The sequence below is a fragment of the Ruegeria sp. BHSC276 genome (assembly GCF_059612945.1).
On sequence record NZ_JBXWRP010000003.1, the window covers coordinates 546,808 to 565,629 of the forward strand.

Sequence of the window (18,822 nt, forward strand, 5' to 3'; positions counted from 1 at the left end):
CAGGGGGCGCAGACGCCATGAGCCAATTCAACCAACCCATCAGCGGCAATGATCTGGCGCGGTTTTCCGGGCCCAACACCTTCATGCGGTTGCCTGCGGCCGATAGACTGGCGGGGCTGGACGTGGCTATGCTGGGCGTGCCGATGGATATTGGAACCTCGTGGCGGTCGGGCACCCGGTTCGGCCCCAAGCAGATCCGCGCCGAAAGCGCGATGATCCGGCCCTACAACATGGCCACGCTGGCCGCGCCTTTCGACAGCCTCCAGATCGCCGATATCGGAGATCTGGCGATCAACACCTTCTCGCTGGCCTACAGCCTGCGGATTATCAAGGCAAGCTATGACGCGATCCTGACGCAGGGGGTGACCCCGGTGGCGATGGGGGGCGATCATTCGATCACTCTGCCGATCCTGCGGGCCGTTGCCGCCAAACACGGCCCCGTTGCTCTGGTGCATGTGGACGCCCATGCCGACATCAATGACGAGATGTTCGGCGAGCGCGAGACCCACGGAACGGTATTCCGCCGCGCGTATGAAGAGGGGCTGATCGTGCCCGACAAGACCTTTCAGGTCGGTATCCGCGGCTCGGGTTACGCGGCCAGCGATTTCACCGAGGCGCGCGAATGGGGTTTCCGCCAGTTTCCTGCCTGGGATCTGTGGCAACAGAATCTGACCGAGATCGGTGCGCAGATCCGCAAGACTGTGGGCGATCACCCGGTCTATATCTCGTTCGACATCGACAGCCTGGATCCGGCCTACGCCCCCGGCACCGGCACGCCCGAGATCGGCGGCCTGACCACGCCGCAGGCGCTGCAGTTGATACACGCGCTGGGGGGTATGAACGTGGTGGGCTGCGACTTGGTCGAGGTCTCTCCGCCCTATGATCCGTCGGGCAACACCGCGCTGACGGCGGCAAGCCTGCTGTTCGAGCTGCTGTGTATCCTGCCCGGCGTGACGTCACGGTAGGCGAGGCCGGCAGGTCTTGCCCCGTACCGGCGGGCGGTTAGGGTTCTGCCGGAGGGTCTGAATGGAATGAAACGCATGGTTTTTTGGTTGGTCGTCGCAGCGGTTGTCGCGCTTGGCCTCTATGTGCGGCTGGCACCGTCCGATCCCGCGCGCTGGCATGTGCCGGTCGTGGCCGAGGCAGATCGTGACCTGCCTGGAGGCGTGATCCGCGTGTTGCAGACCGGACCGGACGGCCTGACGCGGCTGGACAGGGTGGCGCGGGCGACGCCGCGCACGACGGTGCTGGCCGGATCGGTCGATGAGGGCCTGATCACCTATGTGACCCGCAGCCGGGTGTTCGGCTTTCCCGACTACACCACTGCCCAGCAGGACGGCGACACGCTGCGCATCTATGGACGGTTACGATTTGGCCGACGGGATTTCGACGTCAATCGCACCCGGGTCGACGGTTGGCTGGCGGCTGTGCAGTCCTGAAGACAGGCACCCCTCGGACACCTCGCGCCACATCGGCACGTTCAGCGACATCTGGCACTGGGCCATGAACATCCGGCCATCGACCTGCAGGCAGACCATCTCGCCCAGTTCGACCCGCGCACCGGATGTGTCGGTGCAATAGCAATCCTGCACCTTGCCACCGGGGCCGATGACATCGGCCAGACCGGGCGTTGCGCAGACGATCAGCAGGGCAATGATCCGTTTCATGGGCCTAGCTTAGCACAAGCCGGGGCCTTGACCAAAGCCGTCGGATGATAGACACCGCCCCAATGATCCCCGAAGAACGTCTTGAACAGATCACCCAGCGATTCCAGTACCTCGAAGCGGCCATGTCCGATGGCGCCTCGGGTGGGGATATCGCGGCTTTGGCCAAGGAATATTCCGACCTCAAGCCGGTGGTCGAACAGATCGCAGCTTGGCGCCAGTTGCGGGCCGATCTGGCCGAGGCCGAGGCGATGCTGGACGACCCCGACATGAAAGAGCTGGCCGAGGAGGAGATCCCGCAGCTCAAGGCGCGCATCCCCGAGGCCGAGCACGCGCTGCAACTGGCGTTGCTGCCCAAGGACGCGGCCGATGCGAGGCCGGCGATGCTGGAGATCCGCCCCGGCACCGGCGGCGACGAGGCGGCTCTGTTTGCGGGCGACCTGCTGCGGATGTATCAGCGCTATGCCGAGGCGCGCGGCTGGCAGTTCGAGATCATCGAAGAACAGCAGACCGAACTGGGCGGCATCAAGGAAGTGGTGGCCCATATCAAGGGCGACAACGTCTTTGCCCGGCTGAAATACGAATCCGGCGTGCACCGCGTTCAACGCGTGCCCGAAACCGAGAGCGGCGGTCGGATTCACACCTCGGCGGCGACGGTGGCGGTTCTGCCCGAGGCCGAGGACGTGGACATCCAGATCGACCCGACCGAGCTGCGCATCGACACGATGCGCAGCTCGGGCGCGGGTGGGCAGCACGTGAACACCACCGACTCGGCGGTACGGATCACCCACCTGCCGACCGGGATCGTGGTTACGAGTTCCGAGAAATCGCAGCACCGCAACCGCGAGATCGCCATGCAGGTGCTCAAGACGCGTCTCTATGACCTCGAGCGTCAGCGGATCGACAGTGAACGCTCGGCCGACCGGGCCAGCCAGGTAGGGTCGGGCGACCGCTCCGAGCGCATCCGTACATATAATTTCCCGCAGGGCCGGATGACCGATCACCGGATCAACCTGACGCTCTACAAGCTGGACCAGGTGATGCAGGGTGATCTGGACGAGATGATCGACGCGCTGGCGGCCGACGATCAGGCGCGCTTGTTGGCGGAGATGGCGCAATGATCGCGGCGCTGACAGCGGCACAGGCCATGGTGGCCGCCACCGCGCGCCTGCGGGCCGCAGGTGTGGACGACCCGGCGCGGGACGCCCGGGTCCTGCTGGCCCATGCCGCCCGGATCGAGGCCAGCCGCGTGACCCTGATCGCACCCGAAGAGCTCTCGCCCGAGATCGCCGAACGCTATGAGCAACTGGTGTCGCTGCGCGCGATCCGGGTTCCGGTTTCCCATCTACTGGGCGAGCGCGAATTCTACGGCCGACGTTTCCGCGTCAGCCGCGACGTGCTGGACCCGCGCCCCGAGACCGAAGCGCTGATCGAAGCGGCCCTGAGCCAGCCGTTTGACCGCGTGCTGGATCTGGGCGTCGGCTCGGGCTGCATCCTGATCACCCTGCTGGCGGAGCGAACCAGCGCAACCGGGCTGGGCGTCGATCTGAGCGAGGCCGCCTGTCTGCAGGCCAGCGCCAATGCGGTGGTCCATAGGGTGCAGGATCGGGCAGAGATCCTGCGCTCGGACTGGTTTGAAAACATTGGCGGGTATTTCGACCTGATCGTTTCCAATCCGCCCTATATCGCGCTCGATGAGATGGACGGTTTGGCGCCCGAAGTGCGCGAGCACGAACCGCGTCTGGCCTTGACGGATGAAGCGGACGGGCTGGACGCCTATCGCCGGATTGCGGCGAGCGCCCCTGATCACCTGACGCCCGGTGGACGACTTCTGGTGGAAATCGGCCCGACACAGGCGCAGGCGGTCAGCGCGTTGTTCGACGCGGCGGGGTTGGTGGATATCCGCGTGATCCCCGATCTGGATGGACGCGACCGGGTTGTTGGCGCCAAAATGCCGGGCTAGCCGTGGATTCTGAGGCCGATTTACGCCGGTCGCGGTAAAAAACCCGGCATTTTGAACTTTAACCCCTTGTCTGCGCCGTCAGGACATGTTTACTCGGGTTAGTCAGCGCGGTTGACGCCCTTTCGGCGCACCCCTGACGCCAAGCCCAAAAACGTCGACAGTCCCGCAAAGGCACAAGCCACAGAGCAGCGCAGACTTCGGGCGGATCGACAGTGCAAGACAAGGCTGACGTACAGTAAGATGAGATCCTCCAAATCCCGCTCGCGGGCAAAGAACAACCGCAATCGCCCCTCTGGTGGCAACGTCGTTAACCGGGTTTTCGACAGCTCGGGACCCGAGGGCAAGGTGCGCGGCACGCCGCAGCAGATCATTGACAAGTACAACCAGCTTGCGCGCGATGCACAGCTGGCCAATGACCGCGTGGCTGCCGAAAACTTTCAACAACATGCCGAGCACTATCTGCGTATGCTGAGCGAAGCGCAGCGTGAGATGGAAGCACGCCGCGAGGAGCAGGAGCGGCAGAACCGCGAGCGGCAGGCCGAACGTGACCGTGAACGGGCCGAGCGGCAGGAGCGGGAAGCTGCGCGCCGGGCGGATCCGGCCGAAGCGCCGCAGCCGGATGTGTTGGATTTGGATAGCGATGCGGATTCGCCTGAGTCCGGGCTGGTTGAAACTCCAGAGAGCAAGGGCGGTACAGCCGACGCGTCTGAGCCGAAGGAAAAGCCCGCGCGCCGTCCGCGCGGTCGCAAACCCAAGGTGGCGCCGGCCGAAACCGAGCCACCTGTGCAAGGAGGCGATGCGCCTGAAGCGGCTGAATAGTCGGTCGGACTTGCGCCAACGAACAGGCCCCGGGCATCTGCGCCGGGGCTTTTTCTTGGTCAGACTGTCAGGCTTTCCGCAATTCCTGTGCCAGCGCACAGAAGGCTTCGAGCGAGACTTGCTCGGCACGATCAGTCGGCTTGATGCCTGCGGCTGTCAGGCGGTCCTCGATATCGGGGGCCAGCCCCTTGAGCGCCGCGCGCAGCATCTTGCGGCGCTGATTGAACGCAGCGGCCACGACGCGTGACAGGGTGTCGGCATCCGCCGGAAAGCGTGGTTCGGGAAGGGCGGTCAAGTGGACCACGGCGCTGCTGACCTTGGGCGGCGGCGTGAACGCACCGGGGGGCAGGGACATGGCAATGCGCGCCTCAGCCCGCCACTGGGCCAGAATCGCAAGTCGGCCATAGGCCTTGGTGCCGGGCTGCGCCACGATGCGTTCGGCCACCTCGCGCTGGAACATCAGGGTCAGGCTTTGCCAGAAGGGTGGCCATTCCGGCGGGGTCAGCCAGCGCACCAGCAGTTCGGTCCCGACATTGTAGGGCAGATTGGCCGCCACGCGGATGGGCGGCGTCAGGTGTTCAGTTGGATCGATTTCGAGAGCGTCACCATTGATGACGTCAAGCCGCCCGGGATAAGCAGCAGCGATTTCCTGAAGCGCGGCGATGCAGCGGGTGTCTTTTTCCACCGCCACCACCTTTCGCGCACCTTCGGCCAGCAAACCGCGGGTCAGGCCTCCGGGGCCGGGGCCGATCTCCAGCACGTCGCATTGGCTCAGGTCGCCGGCCTGCCGGGCGATCTTGGCGGTCAGGTTGAGATCGAGCAGGAAGTTCTGGCCCAGCGACTTGCGGGCCGAGAGCTGGTGCTTGGCGATGACCTCGCGCAGCGGGGGGAGGGTGTCGATTGCGCTCATGATCCGATTACCGTGGCGCGAGGGGCAGGCTGTGCGCCAGAGATTTTTTGCCTCCGGCGGGGATATTTGGGGCCAGATGAAGGATCAAGTGCTTTGTGCCATGCGTTGGGCGAGTTTCAGCGCCTCGATCAAGCTGGTGGGGTTGGCGATACCTGTACCGGCGATGTCGAGCGCGGTGCCATGGTCGGGCGAGGTGCGGATGAAGGGCAGGCCCAGGGTCACGTTCACGCCACGGTCGAAATCGAGCGTCTTGATCGGGATCAGCGCCTGATCGTGATACATGGCGATCGCGGCATCGTATCGGGCGCGTGCGGCGGCGTGGAACATCGTGTCGGCGGGGTGCGGGCCGGTTACGGTGTAGCCGTCGGGCGCAAGATCGGATAGCAGGGGCGCGATCCAGTCCAGTTCCTCGCGACCCATCTTGCCACCCTCGCCGGCATGGGGGTTGAGTCCGGCCACCGCGATGCGAGGATGTGGGATGCCGAATTGGCGACGCAGTCCATCGGCGGTGATCGCGATCGTGTCGCGCAGCAGGTCGGGCGTGAGCCGCGAGGGCACCTGCGACAGCGGGATGTGGATCGTGGCGGGCACCACGCGGAGTTGGTCGCTGGCCAGCATCATCACCACGCGGGAGCGACCTGCCAGCGCCGCAAGAAACTCGGTATGTCCTGGGTAAGCGAAATCGGCGCCGTCGATCAGGGCCTTCTTGTGGATCGGTGCCGTGCAGAGGGCCGAGGCCGCGCCCGATTGCACCAGCGACACGCCGGTTTCGATAGCATCGATCACCGAGGGCGCATTGGCCGGATCGGGGCAGCCGGGCAGGTTGGGGGCGGGAAAAGCCAGCGGCAACACCGGCAGCGCCTCTGCGCAGATGTCAGCCACTTGGGCGGGGTCTGCGATTTTGGTCGTGGGGATATCGTCCGGCAGGTGGTCGGGATCGCCGATGTAGAAGAACGGGCAGCTGTCGCGCAACGCGGCCCAGGCCTTGGCGGCGATTTCCGGACCGATGCCCGAGGGCTCGCCGCAGCTGAGCGCGATGGGCGCGGTCATTGCTCGATGATCGTGGCGTCGGCGCGCAGTTGTTCCAGAAGGCTGTTGGCAAAGGCTTGCAGCCGCTGTTGGGTCAGCGCGTTGGCCACGTCCTCGCGCGACGTGTCTTCGCCCAGGTCGCGGGTGCGGCCGCACAGCATGAGGAACACCAGCGTCTGGCCATTGTTGCGGGTCAGCGTGGAGGACACTTCGTTCGGGTCGAGCTTGGCGAGTTCGACCGCGAAATCGCGCGGAATCTCAGACGGGCTGGCCTCGACGCGGTCGAGCACTTCGGGCGGTTGACCCTTGGCGATGCCGTACAGGTCGTCGCAAGTGTCGACGGTTTCCTTGAGCTCGGCCGCGCGTTTCAAGGTTTCGGGGCTGAGGCCGCCGGGAAGATAATAGGCGGCGTAGTCGATCTTGGAGTATCGCGGCGCTCCGGTTGCGACCTCGCGCAGGCCGCGCAACTGGAACAGGGCGACGGCATTCGGCAGCGTCAGCGGAGGGGTCACTTCACCGGTCTTGAGGCCCAGTATCACGGGCTGCAGGACCGGCGGCAGATTGGAGATATTCAGCCAATCTAGGCGCCCGCCGTTCTCGCGCGTCGGGGCGGCCGAATATTGCGTGGCCGCGGCCGAGAAAGCGTCGATGGTCTTGACCTGAGCGATCTCGTCGGCCAGCGCCTCGGCCTGGGCAAGGGTCTGGGGGGTGACGGGAATGATGATTTCCGACAGCAGGACCTGAAGCCCGCCGCCACCGGCCTGGCCCATGGCGCGGTTGATCTCGTCGGGTGTGGGCCGGGCCTGAGAAATGAAGCGCGAACTGACATAGTCGCGCCAAGCCAATTGATTGCCGACATAGTCTCGCACGGTTTCGGGGTCGACGCCCGAGTCGGTCAGCGCCTGCAGGAACTGGTCGGGCGCCAACTGGCCGCGAGCGGCGAATTCATCGATCGCAAGCTGGATATCCTCGGGGGTGGGCTGAATGCCGGCTTCGCGCATGGCCTGCTTCCGCAGCCGCTCGTCGATCAGGGCCTTGCGGACCTCGGGCTCTGAACTGCCGGGAATGCCCAGGACCTCGAGGAACCGCTGCCGCTGTTCCAGTTCGTACCAGGTAATGATGTCCTGGTTGACCCGGATAGCGGGGGCGAACAGGCTTTGGGCCGGGGCCTGATGCGGCAGCGCCGAGATCAGGGCCGCTGCCAGCAGGGGCGCCGCCGATTTCAGAAAACCGGAACGAAGAAAGGTGGAGATAGCTGAAATCAACTGCATTGTCTCTTGTACTTTTTGCCCCCGCCTTCGACGGCGTATCCTGTCAGTGCAACGGTAAAGCCGAATTCCGTCGTGGGCTCAATAGTCGATGACGACGTATATCGCCGGCTGACGGACATGTTTACCTGCACGCATTCGTTTTCATAGGTCAGGCCCAAGCCAAATCTGAGCGGCTCGGATTCGGCCAGATCATAGCGGGCCAGCGCGCGCGTCCGCCAGTTTTCGTTCAAACGGTGGAGCGCCGTCAACCGAATTTCGGAAATCTCGTCATCGAGGTTCTCGGCCGGGTCGGGCTCCTGCCAGATGTAGCTGCCCGATAAAGAGGTGCTGTTGCCCTTCCAGTCACCGCGCAATTCGGCCTTGGTAAAGCTGAAATCCCCATCCAGCAGGGCGCGCCCCGCCAGCGAGAGGTTGTTGGCCGTCTTGATCTGACCCGCCAGGAGAAGGTCCGAGGACGTGCCTTGCAGCCCCGAGGTCAGGGTGAAGTTCGGATCAGCATCGGCGCGGAAAACCTGTCCGATCGTGGCTAGGGCCTGCCAGCCGCCGGCCGCATAGCGGGCCCAGTTGACGCCGATCACGGCGGTTGTTGAATCCTCTCGCCGATCGGGGGCTGGGAACCGGGACATCGACAGCAGGTTGCCCTGGTCGAACTCCTGAAAAGTGCTTTCGTCGTTGGGCACGTTCGTGTCGGACACGTGGGTCCAGCCGATCTGGGCGATAGGTTCCAGGAATTGCGTCGCCCCCGAGGATTCGCGCCGAGTCATGGGATAGCGCAGGGTCAGCGCCGCTCGCGGGGTCGCGCGGCTGAGCTGATCTGGATAGGCGCTGTCGTTGCGGATGTCGAACGTATCGACCGATGCGCCCATCTCGACATCGGCGCGCAGGCCCGTTGCGAAGGTCCAACTGCGCAGCCATTCGGCGTCGAAACTCGCGCGGGCGACGTCGCGGCCGGTGATGTCGGCGTCGCTGGTGCGGGTATGGGAGTGGGTTTCGAAACCCAACCGGACTTCACCGCCCAGAGTGGTCGGGAAATAGCGCTTTTCGTAGAACAGGTCGAACACGCGCGAAGGGATTTCGTCCTGATTCTCGCTGTCGCGCAAGGTCTTGTAGTGAATGAAGCTGGTACGGAACGCGGTGTCGCGCTTGATCCGTTCCAGCGCGAGTTCGCTGCGCAGTCGGTCATAGTCGGGCAGGCCGTAATCGGCCAGATAGCCGTCATCTGACGCGGCCTGGATGTCGAAGGTCAGGCGGAAATCGTTCCTGAGGTTGAACCATCCGGACCCGAACAGATATCCGCGGCCTTCTCCCGGCAGGATGTCGTCGCGGGTATAGGCCCCCTCGAACGAAATGCGTCCGCGTTTGAACGCCTGCCGATAGCGCAGGCCCAGCGTGCGGGTCTTGGAAGACACATAGGGCGTGACGGTCAGGTCGCGATGATCGCCGAGCTTGAAGAAATACGGGACCTGAACCCCGGTTCCCAGCTGCGACGTCGTTCTGATGGATGGCACCAAGAACCCGGTTGCCCTGTCCAGCGTGGGGTCGGGCAGGCGCAGGGTGGGGAAATAGAACACTGGCACGTCCATCACGCGGAACTGTGCGCCCTCGAAATAGAGCTGCCGTTCCACCTGGTCGTGGATCACTTTGCGTGCGCGGATCTGCCACAGCGGCGGACGACCATCGGTGCAAACGTAGCACGAGGTCGCTGAGACCTTGCTGAACTGCGTGTAGCGTCCAGCGGCGCGGGTCGCCTGAACGGCGGCGATCTGGACTTGCTGGTCAAAGACCATGCGGGCGCCGGTCAGCAGCCCGTTGCGCAGACCGTCATCCAACTCGGCCGAATCGGCCAGAACGGTGGCCTGTCCACCTTGGTCGATGCGGATCGGACCCTCCAGCGTCAGGCCGCCCGTCTCGCGGTCATAGGTAATGCGCTGCGCGGTCAGCCGGACATCGCCTTGGAAGGCCTCGACATTGCCTTCCGCGACCAGCTTTCCATCGGCGGTGACGAATACCTTGTCGGCCACCAGCAGGGCGGGCGGGTCCTGCTGTTGCCGTGTGGCGGTGTCGGGTTGGCTGGGCTGCGCGGTGGCGAGCCAAGGGGTGCCCGCGGCCAGCGCAGCCGTCAGCAGCAAGGTCGCGAGCCGGCGCATCAGCCATCCTCCACATGCAAAAGCAGGCCAAGCGACAACAGGATGGCGGCAAAGGGCGGCGCCCAGGCCGCGAGGTAGATCGGCAATTGTCCGTTTTCTCCGAGGATCTGTGCGAAGTTGCGGATGAAATAGATGGCGAAGCCCAGCAGAACGGCGCTGAGAACCGCGATGCCGGTGCCCCCGAACCGGACATGGCGCATGGTAAACGCCGCCCCAATCAGGACCATCGAAACCAAAAACAGCGGACGCGCGAGCTGAACATGCATCCAGACCTCGTATTGCTTGGTCGAAAAGCCGGCCTCGCGCAGATCGCGGATCAGTTGCGGCAGGTCATAGACCGAAACGGAATCCCGCTGGCCCAACGTGTCGAGGATGCGATCGCGGGTCAGCGTCGTGGCCAGCCTGAGGGTCTGGTGTTTGGTCGCCTGGGTTTCGGGATTTTCGCCGTCGGCCAGCGACCAGTCTTTGGCGTCGCGTAGAACCCAGTTGCCGTCCTCAAGCATGGCGCGGCGGGCGACGATCTGGCGGTTTGGAATACCCTCGGGGCCGAATGTGATGATCGTCACGTCTCGCAACTCGAGGGTTTCGCCGCTTGTGGTGCTGCGCGCGTTGATCACCGATTGTCCCTGAGCTGATCCCTGGCGCAGCCACAGGCCGTCGCGGCTGATCGAAAGGGTCGAACTGCCGCCGTTCTTGTAGAGGTCTGACATGTTGCGGTATTTTTCCGACGTGGCCGCCGCGATCGGATTCAGGAAGGCCACGGCGAGACAGCCGACCAACAGCGCCACCATCGCCGGTGCGGCCAGCGCACGGATGCCCGACCGACCGATGGCGCGGGTCACCACCAGTTCGGAACTGCGCGCCAGTCCGACGAACAGCGCGATGGTGGACAGGATCATCAGCAGGGGCAGCATTTCCGAGATCGCCGCCGGCGTGTTCAGCAACGTCAGTTGCAGCAACTGGCCGAAGGACAGATTGACGTCACCAAAGCGCCGGAGCTGTTCGATCAGGTCGATCAGGATCATCAAGGTCAGGAAGATGGCGCCGATGACCAGAAAGCTCTGTATAAACCGACGCGCGAAGTAACGGTCGAGAATCACGTCCGCACCTCCGACCAGGCCTCTTTGGCGGATTCGCCTGTGCCTGTCCGTTTCTGCGACGGCCTGTGCCTGCCGTTTGGTGCCAAATTGTCCCCCCGGACCTGCCGTTCATTTTCGGGCGACCTTAATGCAATTGGTTGGCGGGGAAAACTGCTATCTGGTCAATGCCGCGCCTGCGGGCTAGGTCTGGGGGCAGAGTCTTTCAGGAGCAAGAAATGAGCAGTCTGGTACCGATCCGCTTCCAATCCCAAGATCTGGACCTGATGGCGCAGGCCGAGGGGCGTGTGGCCATCATCATCCCCGCCGATGGCAAGTTGAACCCCGTCGCCCGCCGGGCCAACCGGCTGACCCGCGGGGCCATTGCCCGGCTGGTTGAAAGCACCCGGTTCGGCAAGGCCAAGACGGAGGAGGTGATCTCGTTGGCGTGGCCCTGCGGCATGGCGGCCGAGGCGCTGGACGTGCTGGTCCTGCCGCGCCGCCCCGACGCGGACGAGGCGCGCAAAGGCGGCGCCGCCCTGGCCAAGTTGGCCGCGGGCAAGGATCTGCTGGTGATGGCGGGCAACCAAGCGCGGGTCGAGGATCTGGCCATGGGCATCGCTTTGCGCAGCTATGCGTTCGATGCGCACAAAACCAAGGCCGACGCGGATGACGCGCAGGGCACCGTGACCATCTGCCATGTCAAGGCCGACGATGCCGAGGCCGCGTTCGCGCCCTTGTATGCGGTGGCCGATGGCGTGCGCATGACCCGTGACCTGACCAATGAACCGGCCAATGTGCTGACCACCACCGAATTCGCCGACCGTCTGAAAGAGATGGAAGATCTGGGCCTTAAGGTCGAGGTGCTGGACGAGGACGATCTGACCAAGCTGGGCATGCGCACCTTGCTGAGCGTCGGGCAGGGGTCGCACAGCCCGTCCAAGGTGGTGGTGATGCAGTGGAACGGCGGCGACGCCGATGACGCGCCGCTGGCGCTGGTGGGCAAGGGGGTCGTGTTCGACACCGGCGGGATTTCTCTAAAGCCTGCGGCTGGGATGGAAGACATGACCATGGATATGGGTGGCGCCGGGGTCGTGGCCGGCACCATGCGCGCGCTGGCCAAGCGCAACGCCAAGGCCAATGTTGTGGGTCTGGTCGGGCTGGTCGAGAACATGCCCTCGGGCAATGCCATTCGCCCGGGCGACGTGGTCAAGTCGATGAAGGGCGACACGGTCGAGATCATCAACACCGACGCCGAGGGCCGATTGGTGCTGTGCGACGTAATGTGGTACGCACAGGAGCGGTTCAAACCGGTGGGCATGATAGATCTGGCAACCCTGACCGGCGCCATCATCATCGGGCTGGGGCATGAAAACGCAGGCGTGTTTTCCAACAACGACACCTTCTGCGACGCGTTCCTGAAGGCGGCCCGGGCCGAGGACGAAGGCGCGTGGCGGATGCCGCTGGGCGAGGCCTATGACAAGCAGCTGGAGTCCCGCATCGCCGACATCAAGAACGTGGGCGGCCGGCCCGCCGGGTCGATCACCGCGGCGCAGTTTCTGCAGCGTTTCGTCAAGGAAGATACGCCCTGGATCCATCTGGACATCGCCGGTGTGGCCTCGGTGGCGAAGGAAACCGACTATGCGCCCAAAGGCGCGACCGGATGGGGCGTGCGCGCGTTGAGCCGCTTCGTGCAGGACAATTTCGAGTAGGCCGATGGGCGCCGTCTATTTCTACCACCTGACCCGTCACCCGTTGGAGCACACCTTGCCGGTGCTGCTGGACAAGGCGCGGCAGGCCGGGTGGCGGATTGCCGTGCGGGGCACAGACCCCGCGCGGATGGACTGGCTGGACGAAAGGCTGTGGCTGGGCCCCGAGGAATCGTTTCTGCCGCATGGTCGCGCGGGCGGGCCGCATGACGCGATGCAGCCCATCCTGCTGACCACCGGACCCGAGGCCGCCAACCACCCGGCCTGTCTGATGGCGGTGGACGGGGCCGATGTGACCGCCGACGAGGTGACTGCGTTGGAGCGGGTCTGCATCCTGTTCGACGGGAACGATCCGCAGGCGCTGGATCATGCGCGGGGGCAGTGGAAGACGTTGACCGGGGCGGGCTGCGCCGCCCAGTACTGGTCCGAGGAGTCGGGCCGTTGGGAGAAAAAGGCCGAATCCGGGTGATGCGGCCACGGGCGGTGCGACCGCCCGCGAGGACAGGAGAGATTGCAATGAAGTTGAAGCCTTTGGGCCGCACGGGGATCGAGGTGTCGGACCTGTGCCTGGGCACGATGACTTTCGGCACACAAACCGCCGAGGCCGACGCGCATCGGCAGATGGACACGGCACTGGCGGCGGGGATCAATTTCGTCGATACCGCCGAAATGTACCCGGTGAACCCGGTGTCGAAGGACACGATCGGCCGCACTGAGGAGATTCTGGGCAATTGGAACGCCGCCCATCCGGCGCGGAGGGCCGAGTATGTTCTGGCGACCAAGCATTCGGGGGAGGGCCTGGCCGCCGTGCGGGATGGTGCGCCGATCTCGGCTGCGACCATCCCGGGCGCCATCGAGGGGTCTCTGCGGCGTCTGCGGACCGATTACATCGACCTTTATCAGTTCCACTGGCCCAACCGCGGCAGCTACATGTTCCGACAGAATTGGGACTACGACCCGTCAGGCGGTGATCGGCAGGCGGTTCTGGACAACATGCGCGAATGCCTCGAGGCGCTGCAGGCGCAGGTGGACAAGGGCAATATCCGCGCCTTCGGCCTGTCGAACGAAAGCGCCTGGGGAACCGCCCAGTGGCTGCGCCTGTCCGACGAGTTGGGGGCACCACGGGTGGCGTCGGTCCAGAACGAGTATTCCCTGCTGTGCCGCCTGTATGACACCGACATGGCCGAGCTGAGTGCCTATGAGGATGTGGGTCTGCTGGCATTTTCGCCGCTGGCTGCCGGGTTTCTGACTGGCAAGTATCAGAGCGGGGCGGTGCCCGAGGGATCGCGCATGTCAATCGTGCCGCAGATGGGCGGGCGCAAGGGCGACCGGGTGTTCGACGCGGTCGAGGCCTATCTGGCGATTGCCGCGAAACACGGGCTGGACCCGGTGCACATGGCGCTGGCCTGGTGCCAGGCGCGGCCTTTCATGACCTCGGTCATCTTCGGCGCGACCACGCAGGTGCAGCTGGAGCGGATCCTGGAGGGGCGGGATGTCGTGCTGTCGGATGAGATTTTGGCCGAGATCAACGCGGCCCATCGCGCGCATCCGATGCCGTATTAAGCGATGGGGGCGCTGCCCCCGTCGCCCTTGGCGACTCCCCAGGGATATTTTTTTGCCAGATGAAGCTTGCGCTCGTCAGTGATGAGTGGGCTGGGTGCGGTCTTGTCTGAGGTCACGGGCGGACTGCCCGTGCGCGGTGCGGAACGCGCGCGCAAAGCTGGATTGTGACGTGAACCCCGTGGCTTGCGCCACGTCCATCAGCGGCATGTCGGTGTCGGTGACCAGACGGCGGGCCTCGGCAAGGCGCAGTTGCAGGTAGTGGTCCTGCGGCGTGGTATTCAGCCGCAGGCGGAACTGTTGCTGCAGGGTGCGCGGGCTGGTTCCCAGGGCCTTTGCGATGTCGGCCAGGGGCAGCGGGTCATCTAGCGAGGCCTGCATGATCGCGTTGGCGCGGGCGGTCAGGGCGCTGTGGCGGTGCGGTGCGCCAGTGCGGCTCTGCGGTCTGCCGGGTTCGGGGGCACCTTCGTAAAGAAACAGGCCCGAGACCCGGGCCGCGAAGCCGGCGCCATGGCGGGCGGCGATGACATGCAGCATCATCTCGACCGCGGGGATCGCGCCGCCCGAGGTCAGGCGGTTGCCGGAAACGGTGAACCGATCGGGGCGCACGTCGACTTCGGGGAAACGGGTGGCGAAGGTCTCGAGATCCTCCCAATGGGTGGTGGCGGCGTGACCGTCAAGCAGCCCTGCTTCGGCCAGCAGCCATGGGCCTCCGTCAATGCCCGCCATCGTGGCACCGGTATTGGCGATGCGACGCAGCCCGGCCAGAAGGCTGGGCGTGGCGTGGCGCACCAGATTGAACCCCGCGATCACGATCATCAGGTCGCAGTGGTCGAGACGCGCGAGCGGGATGCCCGGCACTCGCAATGCGCTGGTCAGCATCGCCGGTTCGGGCGTTGCGGTCACGTAGTCCCAGTCGAAGGCTGGGCGGTCGGCCAGCCGGTTGGCGGCGCGCATCGGGTCCACCGCCGAGGCAAAGCTGAGCGTGTTGCACTCGTCCAGCACCAGAACGGCGGTTTTCAGCGCGCGGTGCTCGGGCTGGAGGATGTTTTTTGCGGATTTCATCAAGTCTGATTCGCATTCTGGCAAGTTGTCTGCTCAAGGCTGCGCCAGAGTCGGGGCCAGACGCAAATCGGAATCCGGGGAGAAGCCTGGGGAAAACCCATGGCGAAGCCGGGTATAAATTGGGGATAACACCATGCCTTTGGAAATGAACCGCGAAGTTTTCATCACCTGCGCCGTGACCGGCTCGGGCGGGACGCAGGATCGCAGCCCGCATGTGCCGCGTTCACCCAAGCAGATCGCCGACAGCGCCATCGCGGCCGCCAAGGCCGGGGCGGCGGTGGTGCATTGCCATGTGCGCGACCCCGAAACCGGCGCGCCCAGCCGCCGTCTGGACCTGTATCGCGAGGTGACCGACCGCATCCGCGATGCCGAGGTGGACGTGGTTCTGAACCTGACCGCCGGCATGGGTGGCGACATCGTGTTCGGCGGGGTCGAAGCCCCGTTTCCCGTGGCCGAGGGGACCGACATGATCGGTGCGTCGGAACGCGTGGCCCATGTGGCCGAATGTCTGCCCGAAATCTGCACCCTGGATTGCGGCACCATGAACTTTGCCGAGGCCGACTATGTGATGACCAACACGCCCGGCGCGTTGCGGGCAATGGGGCAGATGATGACCGATCTGGGCGTGAAGCCCGAGATCGAGGCCTTTGACACTGGCCATCTGTGGTTTGCCAAGCAACTGGTGAAAGAGGGCGTTCTGGCCCCGAATGCGCTGGTGCAGCTGTGCATGGGCGTCCCGTGGGGCGCGCCGGATGACCTGAACACCTTCATGGCGATGGTGAACAACGTGCCCGACGACTGGACCTTCAGCGCGTTCTCGCTGGGGCGGCATCAGATGGCCTACGTGGCGGCCTCGGTTTTGGCTGGCGGCAACGTGCGCGTGGGGCTCGAGGATAACCTGTGGCTGGACAAGGGGGTGCTGGCTGAAAACTGGCAACTGGTCGAACGCGCCGGAACAATCATCGAGAACATGGGCGCGCGGGTGATCGGCCCGGCTGAGGTGCGCGAGAAGTTGGGATTGGTCAAACGGGCGCCTGTGGCAACCTGACGAGCGGGGCGACCCTCGGAAATTCTGTCAAACAACGATGGCCCCAGATGCCGTGTGGACGCTTGGGGCGAAGGAGAGAAGATGAAGACGGCAGCGATCATCGGTGGTGGCGTGATCGGCGGCGGATGGGCCGCGCGGTTTCTGCTGAATGGCTGGAACGTGCGGGTGTTTGACCCGGACCCCGAAGCCGAGCGCAAGATCGGCGAGGTCCTAGACAACGCGCGGCGGTCGTTGCCCGGGCTGAGCGATGTACCGCTGCCGCCCATGGGCGCGCTGAGCTTTCACGGCGACATGGCCGACGCGGTGCAGGGGGCCACTTGGATACAGGAGAGCGTGCCCGAGCGGCTGGACCTGAAGCTGAAGGTTTACAAGGGGCTGCAGGAGGCCTGCGATCCGGGGGCGATCATCGGGTCCTCGACCAGCGGGTTCAAGCCGTCCGAGCTGCAGGAAGGCGCGTTGCGGCCCGAACAGATTGTGGTGACGCACCCGTTCAACCCGGTCTATCTGCTGCCGCTGGTCGAGCTGGTGCCCTCGGCCGCCAACACGCCCGAACTGGTCGCGCAGGCCAAGGACGTGTTGCGCTCGGTCGGATTCTTCCCGCTGCAGGTCCGCAAGGAGATCGACGCGCATATCGCCGACCGGTTCCTCGAGGCCGTCTGGCGCGAGGCGCTGTGGCTGGTCAAGGACGGCGTGGCCACGACCGAGGAGGTGGACGAGGCGATCCGCATGGGCTTTGGCATCCGTTGGGCGCAGATGGGCCTGTTCGAAACCTATCGTGTGGCTGGGGGCGAGGCCGGGATGCGGCATTTCATGGCCCAGTTCGGGCCAGCGCTGAAATGGCCCTGGACCAAGCTGATGGACGTGCCCGAGTTCACCGACGCGTTGGTCGACATGATCGCCGACCAGTCGGACGCGCAATCGGGGATGCACTCGATCCGCGAGCTGGAGCGGATTCGTGACAACAATCTGGTGGGCATGATGCGGGCGTTGAAGGCGCGCGACTGGGGCGCGGGGGCAGTACTGAACCAGTATGACGCGCTGCTGAAGCCGGGTGCCCTGCCGACGCTGGATCAGGCAGACCTGAGCCAGCCGATTCTGACGCTGGCCCGCGCGGTGCCGCTGGACTGGACCGACTACAACGGTCACATGAACGAGGCGCGGTATCTCGAGGCCTTTGCTGCCGCGACCGACCGCTTCATGGAAATCATCGGCTGCGATGCCGACTACATCGTCTCGGGCGGCAGCTATTTCACCGCTGAAAATCACATCCGGTATCTGGACGAGGCCCATGCCGGGGCGAAAATCGAGGTGCGCACGCAGATGTTGTTGGGCGAGGGCAAAAAGCTGCACCTGTTCCACGGCATGTACGAGGGCGACAAATTGCTGGCCACGGGCGAGAGCTTTCTGCTGCATGTCAGCCTGGAAACCCGTCGGCCCTGTGCGCCGTCTCCGCAGATCGAAGCCGCGATGGCCCGCATCGCCGAAGCGCAGGCCGGGTTGCCCTATCCCGAGGGCGCAGGGGCGGCGATCCGCAAACCGGTATGACCGGGCGGGTTCTGATCACCGCCGGCGCCTCGGGCGTGGGGCGCGCGATGGCTGAGGCGTTCGACGCCGCCGGCGCTCAGGTCTGGGTGGCGGATGTGGACGCCGAGGCGCTTCAGGCCTGCCCGGATCACTGGGGGCGGTCGCAGGTCGATGTGTCGGATGAGGCCGCCGTCGCAGCGCTGTTCGGCGAGATCGCGGCGCAGTGGGGCGGTATGGACGTTCTGTGCGCGAATGCGGGTATCGCGGGGCCGACCGCATTTGTCGAGGATGTTGCGCTAAGCGATTGGAAAAAATGTATTTCCGTCAATCTGGATGGGGCGTTTCTGTGCGCGAAATACGCGGCGCCGATGCTCAAACGGCAGGGACGCGGCGTGGTGCTGATCACATCCTCGACCGCCGGGCAGTACGGCTATCCCAACCGTGCGCCCTATGCGGCGGCGAAATGGGCGGTGATCGGACTGGGCAAGACCCTGGCGATGGAACTGGGGCCGCACGGCGTACGGTGCAACGTGATCTGCCCCGGCGCGGTGGAAGGCCCGCGGATGGAGGGCGTGCTGCAGCGCGAAGCGGCCGCCAAGGGCATGACCCGCGATCAGGTCTATCAGGGCTATGCGGCGGGCACTTCGATGGGCCGCTTCGTCGAAGCCCATGACATTGCCGCCATGGCGGTGTTCCTGGCCTCGGATGCGGCACGGTTGGTGTCGGGCCAGGTCATTGCCGTCGATGGGCATACCGTGAACCCCGACCCCAAGCTCTAGCCCTGGTTGGGGCCGCGCATCTGGCGGATCGAGGCGCGAACGGCCTGCCAGTTCTGTGCCTCTTCCACGTTTCCGGCGGCTTCGAATTCGCGGGCTTTCTGGGCGGCTTCGGCCTCGGCCTTGTCGCCATGCGCCGAGTAGAGGGCGCGCGCGTATTGAGCGGTTTTGAGAGCGTCCATTCCTGATATCCTCCTTTGGGTCGGATCGTTCGGATTTTCGCGCACCTCACTATAGGGGATCGGGTGGGAAATTGCACCC

19 protein-coding genes are annotated in these 18,822 nt (G+C 64.9%); 11 read left to right on the forward strand and 8 right to left on the reverse strand.

The features are described from left to right. Positions 1-17 precede the first annotated feature (17 nt). Both speB and AC2FMD_RS06400 read left to right on the forward strand, forming a co-directional pair. Positions 18-965 (forward strand): agmatinase, encoded by a 948-nt coding sequence (gene speB, locus AC2FMD_RS06395; RefSeq protein ID WP_496794812.1) that lies wholly within the window; start codon positions 18-20, stop codon positions 963-965. 66 nt (positions 966-1,031) lie between these two features. After that, positions 1,032-1,439, forward strand: a complete 408-nt coding sequence (locus AC2FMD_RS06400; protein ID WP_496740682.1) for a DUF1499 domain-containing protein — start codon at positions 1,032-1,034, stop codon at positions 1,437-1,439. Here AC2FMD_RS06400 and AC2FMD_RS06405 read toward each other — a convergent pair. Next, complete coding sequence (locus AC2FMD_RS06405) at positions 1,365-1,667, reverse strand: hypothetical protein (protein WP_496682326.1); 303 nt, start codon at positions 1,665-1,667, stop codon at positions 1,365-1,367. The two genes, AC2FMD_RS06400 and AC2FMD_RS06405, sit on opposite strands and share 75 nt — an antisense overlap. Before the next feature lie 62 nt (positions 1,668-1,729). Between AC2FMD_RS06405 and prfA the strand changes: the two genes are divergently transcribed. The 3 genes from prfA (at position 1,730) to AC2FMD_RS06420 (ending at position 4,446) form a co-directional block, all read left to right on the forward strand. Beyond that, a complete protein-coding gene (gene prfA, locus AC2FMD_RS06410; RefSeq protein WP_496794813.1) occupies positions 1,730-2,785 on the forward strand; it encodes a peptide chain release factor 1 in 1,056 nt (351 codons plus the stop codon). Beyond that, complete coding sequence (gene prmC / locus AC2FMD_RS06415) at positions 2,782-3,627, forward strand: peptide chain release factor N(5)-glutamine methyltransferase (RefSeq protein ID WP_496740678.1); 846 nt, start codon at positions 2,782-2,784, stop codon at positions 3,625-3,627. The genes prfA and prmC overlap by 4 nt, the downstream gene beginning before the upstream one ends. Positions 3,628-3,867: 240 nt before the next feature. Next, entirely contained in the window at positions 3,868-4,446 is a 579-nt protein-coding gene (locus tag AC2FMD_RS06420) for a DUF4167 domain-containing protein (protein WP_496686309.1), read from the forward strand. A 67-nt stretch (positions 4,447-4,513) separates the two neighbouring features. On the opposite strand, the gene rsmA is transcribed toward AC2FMD_RS06420, so the two are convergent. The 5 genes from rsmA to lptG form a co-directional block, all read right to left on the reverse strand. Beyond that, positions 4,514-5,356, reverse strand: coding sequence for a 16S rRNA (adenine(1518)-N(6)/adenine(1519)-N(6))-dimethyltransferase RsmA (rsmA, locus tag AC2FMD_RS06425; protein ID WP_496682335.1), 843 nt, complete (start codon positions 5,354-5,356; stop codon positions 4,514-4,516). Between the two features lie 84 nt (positions 5,357-5,440). After that, a complete protein-coding gene (gene pdxA / locus AC2FMD_RS06430) occupies positions 5,441-6,406 on the reverse strand; it encodes a 4-hydroxythreonine-4-phosphate dehydrogenase PdxA (RefSeq protein WP_496740674.1) in 966 nt (321 codons plus the stop codon). Next, a complete protein-coding gene (locus AC2FMD_RS06435) occupies positions 6,403-7,656 on the reverse strand; it encodes a peptidylprolyl isomerase (protein ID WP_496740672.1) in 1,254 nt (417 codons plus the stop codon). Before AC2FMD_RS06435 ends, pdxA begins: the two co-directional genes overlap by 4 nt. Further along, positions 7,647-9,803 carry an LPS-assembly protein LptD gene (locus AC2FMD_RS06440; RefSeq protein WP_496794814.1) on the reverse strand — a complete coding sequence of 719 codons (2,157 nt, stop codon included), beginning with the start codon at positions 9,801-9,803 and terminating at the stop codon, positions 7,647-7,649. The genes AC2FMD_RS06435 and AC2FMD_RS06440 overlap by 10 nt, the downstream gene beginning before the upstream one ends. Continuing rightward, on the reverse strand, positions 9,803-10,903 hold the full coding sequence (gene lptG, locus AC2FMD_RS06445; RefSeq protein WP_496686298.1) for an LPS export ABC transporter permease LptG: 1,101 nt from the start codon (positions 10,901-10,903) through the stop codon (positions 9,803-9,805). Before lptG ends, AC2FMD_RS06440 begins: the two co-directional genes overlap by 1 nt. A 215-nt stretch (positions 10,904-11,118) precedes the next feature. Here lptG and AC2FMD_RS06450 point away from each other — a divergent pair, with 215 nt between their 5' ends. From AC2FMD_RS06450 to AC2FMD_RS06460, 3 genes are read left to right on the forward strand one after another with little or no spacing between them, the layout of a single operon-like run. Beyond that, on the forward strand, positions 11,119-12,591 hold the full coding sequence (locus tag AC2FMD_RS06450) for a leucyl aminopeptidase (protein WP_496794815.1): 1,473 nt from the start codon (positions 11,119-11,121) through the stop codon (positions 12,589-12,591). A gap of 4 nt (positions 12,592-12,595) precedes the next feature. Then, entirely contained in the window at positions 12,596-13,057 is a 462-nt protein-coding gene (locus AC2FMD_RS06455) for a DNA polymerase III subunit chi (RefSeq protein ID WP_496678018.1), read from the forward strand. Positions 13,058-13,104: 47 nt separating this feature from the next. Further along, positions 13,105-14,151, forward strand: a complete 1,047-nt coding sequence (locus AC2FMD_RS06460) for an aldo/keto reductase (protein WP_496740666.1) — start codon at positions 13,105-13,107, stop codon at positions 14,149-14,151. Positions 14,152-14,226: 75 nt separating this feature from the next. Here AC2FMD_RS06460 and AC2FMD_RS06465 read toward each other — a convergent pair whose 3' ends face one another. Further along, the gene (locus AC2FMD_RS06465) at positions 14,227-15,213 is read right to left on the reverse strand and encodes a GlxA family transcriptional regulator (RefSeq protein ID WP_496740664.1); all 987 of its coding nucleotides are present in this window, start codon (positions 15,211-15,213) and stop codon (positions 14,227-14,229) included. 133 nt (positions 15,214-15,346) lie between these two features. Here AC2FMD_RS06465 and bcoG point away from each other — a divergent pair, with 133 nt between their 5' ends. From bcoG to AC2FMD_RS06480, 3 genes are all read left to right on the forward strand, one after another. After that, the gene (gene bcoG, locus AC2FMD_RS06470) at positions 15,347-16,261 is read left to right on the forward strand and encodes a 3-dehydrocarnitine:acetyl-CoA trimethylamine transferase BcoG (RefSeq protein ID WP_170368570.1); all 915 of its coding nucleotides are present in this window, start codon (positions 15,347-15,349) and stop codon (positions 16,259-16,261) included. Positions 16,262-16,342: 81 nt separating this feature from the next. After that, positions 16,343-17,806, forward strand: coding sequence for a carnitine 3-dehydrogenase (locus AC2FMD_RS06475; RefSeq protein ID WP_496794816.1), 1,464 nt, complete (start codon positions 16,343-16,345; stop codon positions 17,804-17,806). After that, on the forward strand, positions 17,803-18,564 hold the full coding sequence (locus AC2FMD_RS06480; RefSeq protein WP_496740660.1) for an SDR family oxidoreductase: 762 nt from the start codon (positions 17,803-17,805) through the stop codon (positions 18,562-18,564). Before AC2FMD_RS06475 ends, AC2FMD_RS06480 begins: the two co-directional genes overlap by 4 nt. On the opposite strand, the gene AC2FMD_RS06485 is transcribed toward AC2FMD_RS06480, so the two are convergent. Continuing rightward, positions 18,561-18,743 (reverse strand): hypothetical protein, encoded by a 183-nt coding sequence (locus AC2FMD_RS06485; RefSeq protein ID WP_093962276.1) that lies wholly within the window; start codon positions 18,741-18,743, stop codon positions 18,561-18,563. The two genes, AC2FMD_RS06480 and AC2FMD_RS06485, sit on opposite strands and share 4 nt — an antisense overlap. Between the last annotated feature and the right edge of the window lie 79 nt (positions 18,744-18,822).

What these genes read in the sequence shown, in the direction of transcription:
- prfA (WP_496794813.1), top strand. Translation starts at nt 1,730, where the DNA reads ATGATCCCCGAAGAACGTCTTGAACAGATCACCCAGCGATTCCAGTAC.
- AC2FMD_RS06485 (WP_093962276.1), bottom strand. Translation starts at nt 18,743, where the DNA reads ATGGACGCTCTCAAAACCGCTCAATACGCGCGCGCCCTCTACTCGGCG.
- AC2FMD_RS06455 (WP_496678018.1), top strand. Translation starts at nt 12,596, where the DNA reads ATGGGCGCCGTCTATTTCTACCACCTGACCCGTCACCCGTTGGAGCAC.
- AC2FMD_RS06400 (WP_496740682.1), top strand. Translation starts at nt 1,032, where the DNA reads ATGAAACGCATGGTTTTTTGGTTGGTCGTCGCAGCGGTTGTCGCGCTT.
- prmC (WP_496740678.1), top strand. Translation starts at nt 2,782, where the DNA reads ATGATCGCGGCGCTGACAGCGGCACAGGCCATGGTGGCCGCCACCGCG.
- AC2FMD_RS06450 (WP_496794815.1), top strand. Translation starts at nt 11,119, where the DNA reads ATGAGCAGTCTGGTACCGATCCGCTTCCAATCCCAAGATCTGGACCTG.
- AC2FMD_RS06480 (WP_496740660.1), top strand. Translation starts at nt 17,803, where the DNA reads ATGACCGGGCGGGTTCTGATCACCGCCGGCGCCTCGGGCGTGGGGCGC.
- speB (WP_496794812.1), top strand. Translation starts at nt 18, where the DNA reads ATGAGCCAATTCAACCAACCCATCAGCGGCAATGATCTGGCGCGGTTT.
- AC2FMD_RS06420 (WP_496686309.1), top strand. Translation starts at nt 3,868, where the DNA reads ATGAGATCCTCCAAATCCCGCTCGCGGGCAAAGAACAACCGCAATCGC.
- AC2FMD_RS06475 (WP_496794816.1), top strand. Translation starts at nt 16,343, where the DNA reads ATGAAGACGGCAGCGATCATCGGTGGTGGCGTGATCGGCGGCGGATGG.
- pdxA (WP_496740674.1), bottom strand. Translation starts at nt 6,406, where the DNA reads ATGACCGCGCCCATCGCGCTCAGCTGCGGCGAGCCCTCGGGCATCGGT.
- AC2FMD_RS06460 (WP_496740666.1), top strand. Translation starts at nt 13,105, where the DNA reads ATGAAGTTGAAGCCTTTGGGCCGCACGGGGATCGAGGTGTCGGACCTG.
- AC2FMD_RS06405 (WP_496682326.1), bottom strand. Translation starts at nt 1,667, where the DNA reads ATGAAACGGATCATTGCCCTGCTGATCGTCTGCGCAACGCCCGGTCTG.
- AC2FMD_RS06435 (WP_496740672.1), bottom strand. Translation starts at nt 7,656, where the DNA reads ATGCAGTTGATTTCAGCTATCTCCACCTTTCTTCGTTCCGGTTTTCTG.
- bcoG (WP_170368570.1), top strand. Translation starts at nt 15,347, where the DNA reads ATGCCTTTGGAAATGAACCGCGAAGTTTTCATCACCTGCGCCGTGACC.
- AC2FMD_RS06440 (WP_496794814.1), bottom strand. Translation starts at nt 9,803, where the DNA reads ATGCGCCGGCTCGCGACCTTGCTGCTGACGGCTGCGCTGGCCGCGGGC.
- rsmA (WP_496682335.1), bottom strand. Translation starts at nt 5,356, where the DNA reads ATGAGCGCAATCGACACCCTCCCCCCGCTGCGCGAGGTCATCGCCAAG.
- AC2FMD_RS06465 (WP_496740664.1), bottom strand. Translation starts at nt 15,213, where the DNA reads ATGAAATCCGCAAAAAACATCCTCCAGCCCGAGCACCGCGCGCTGAAA.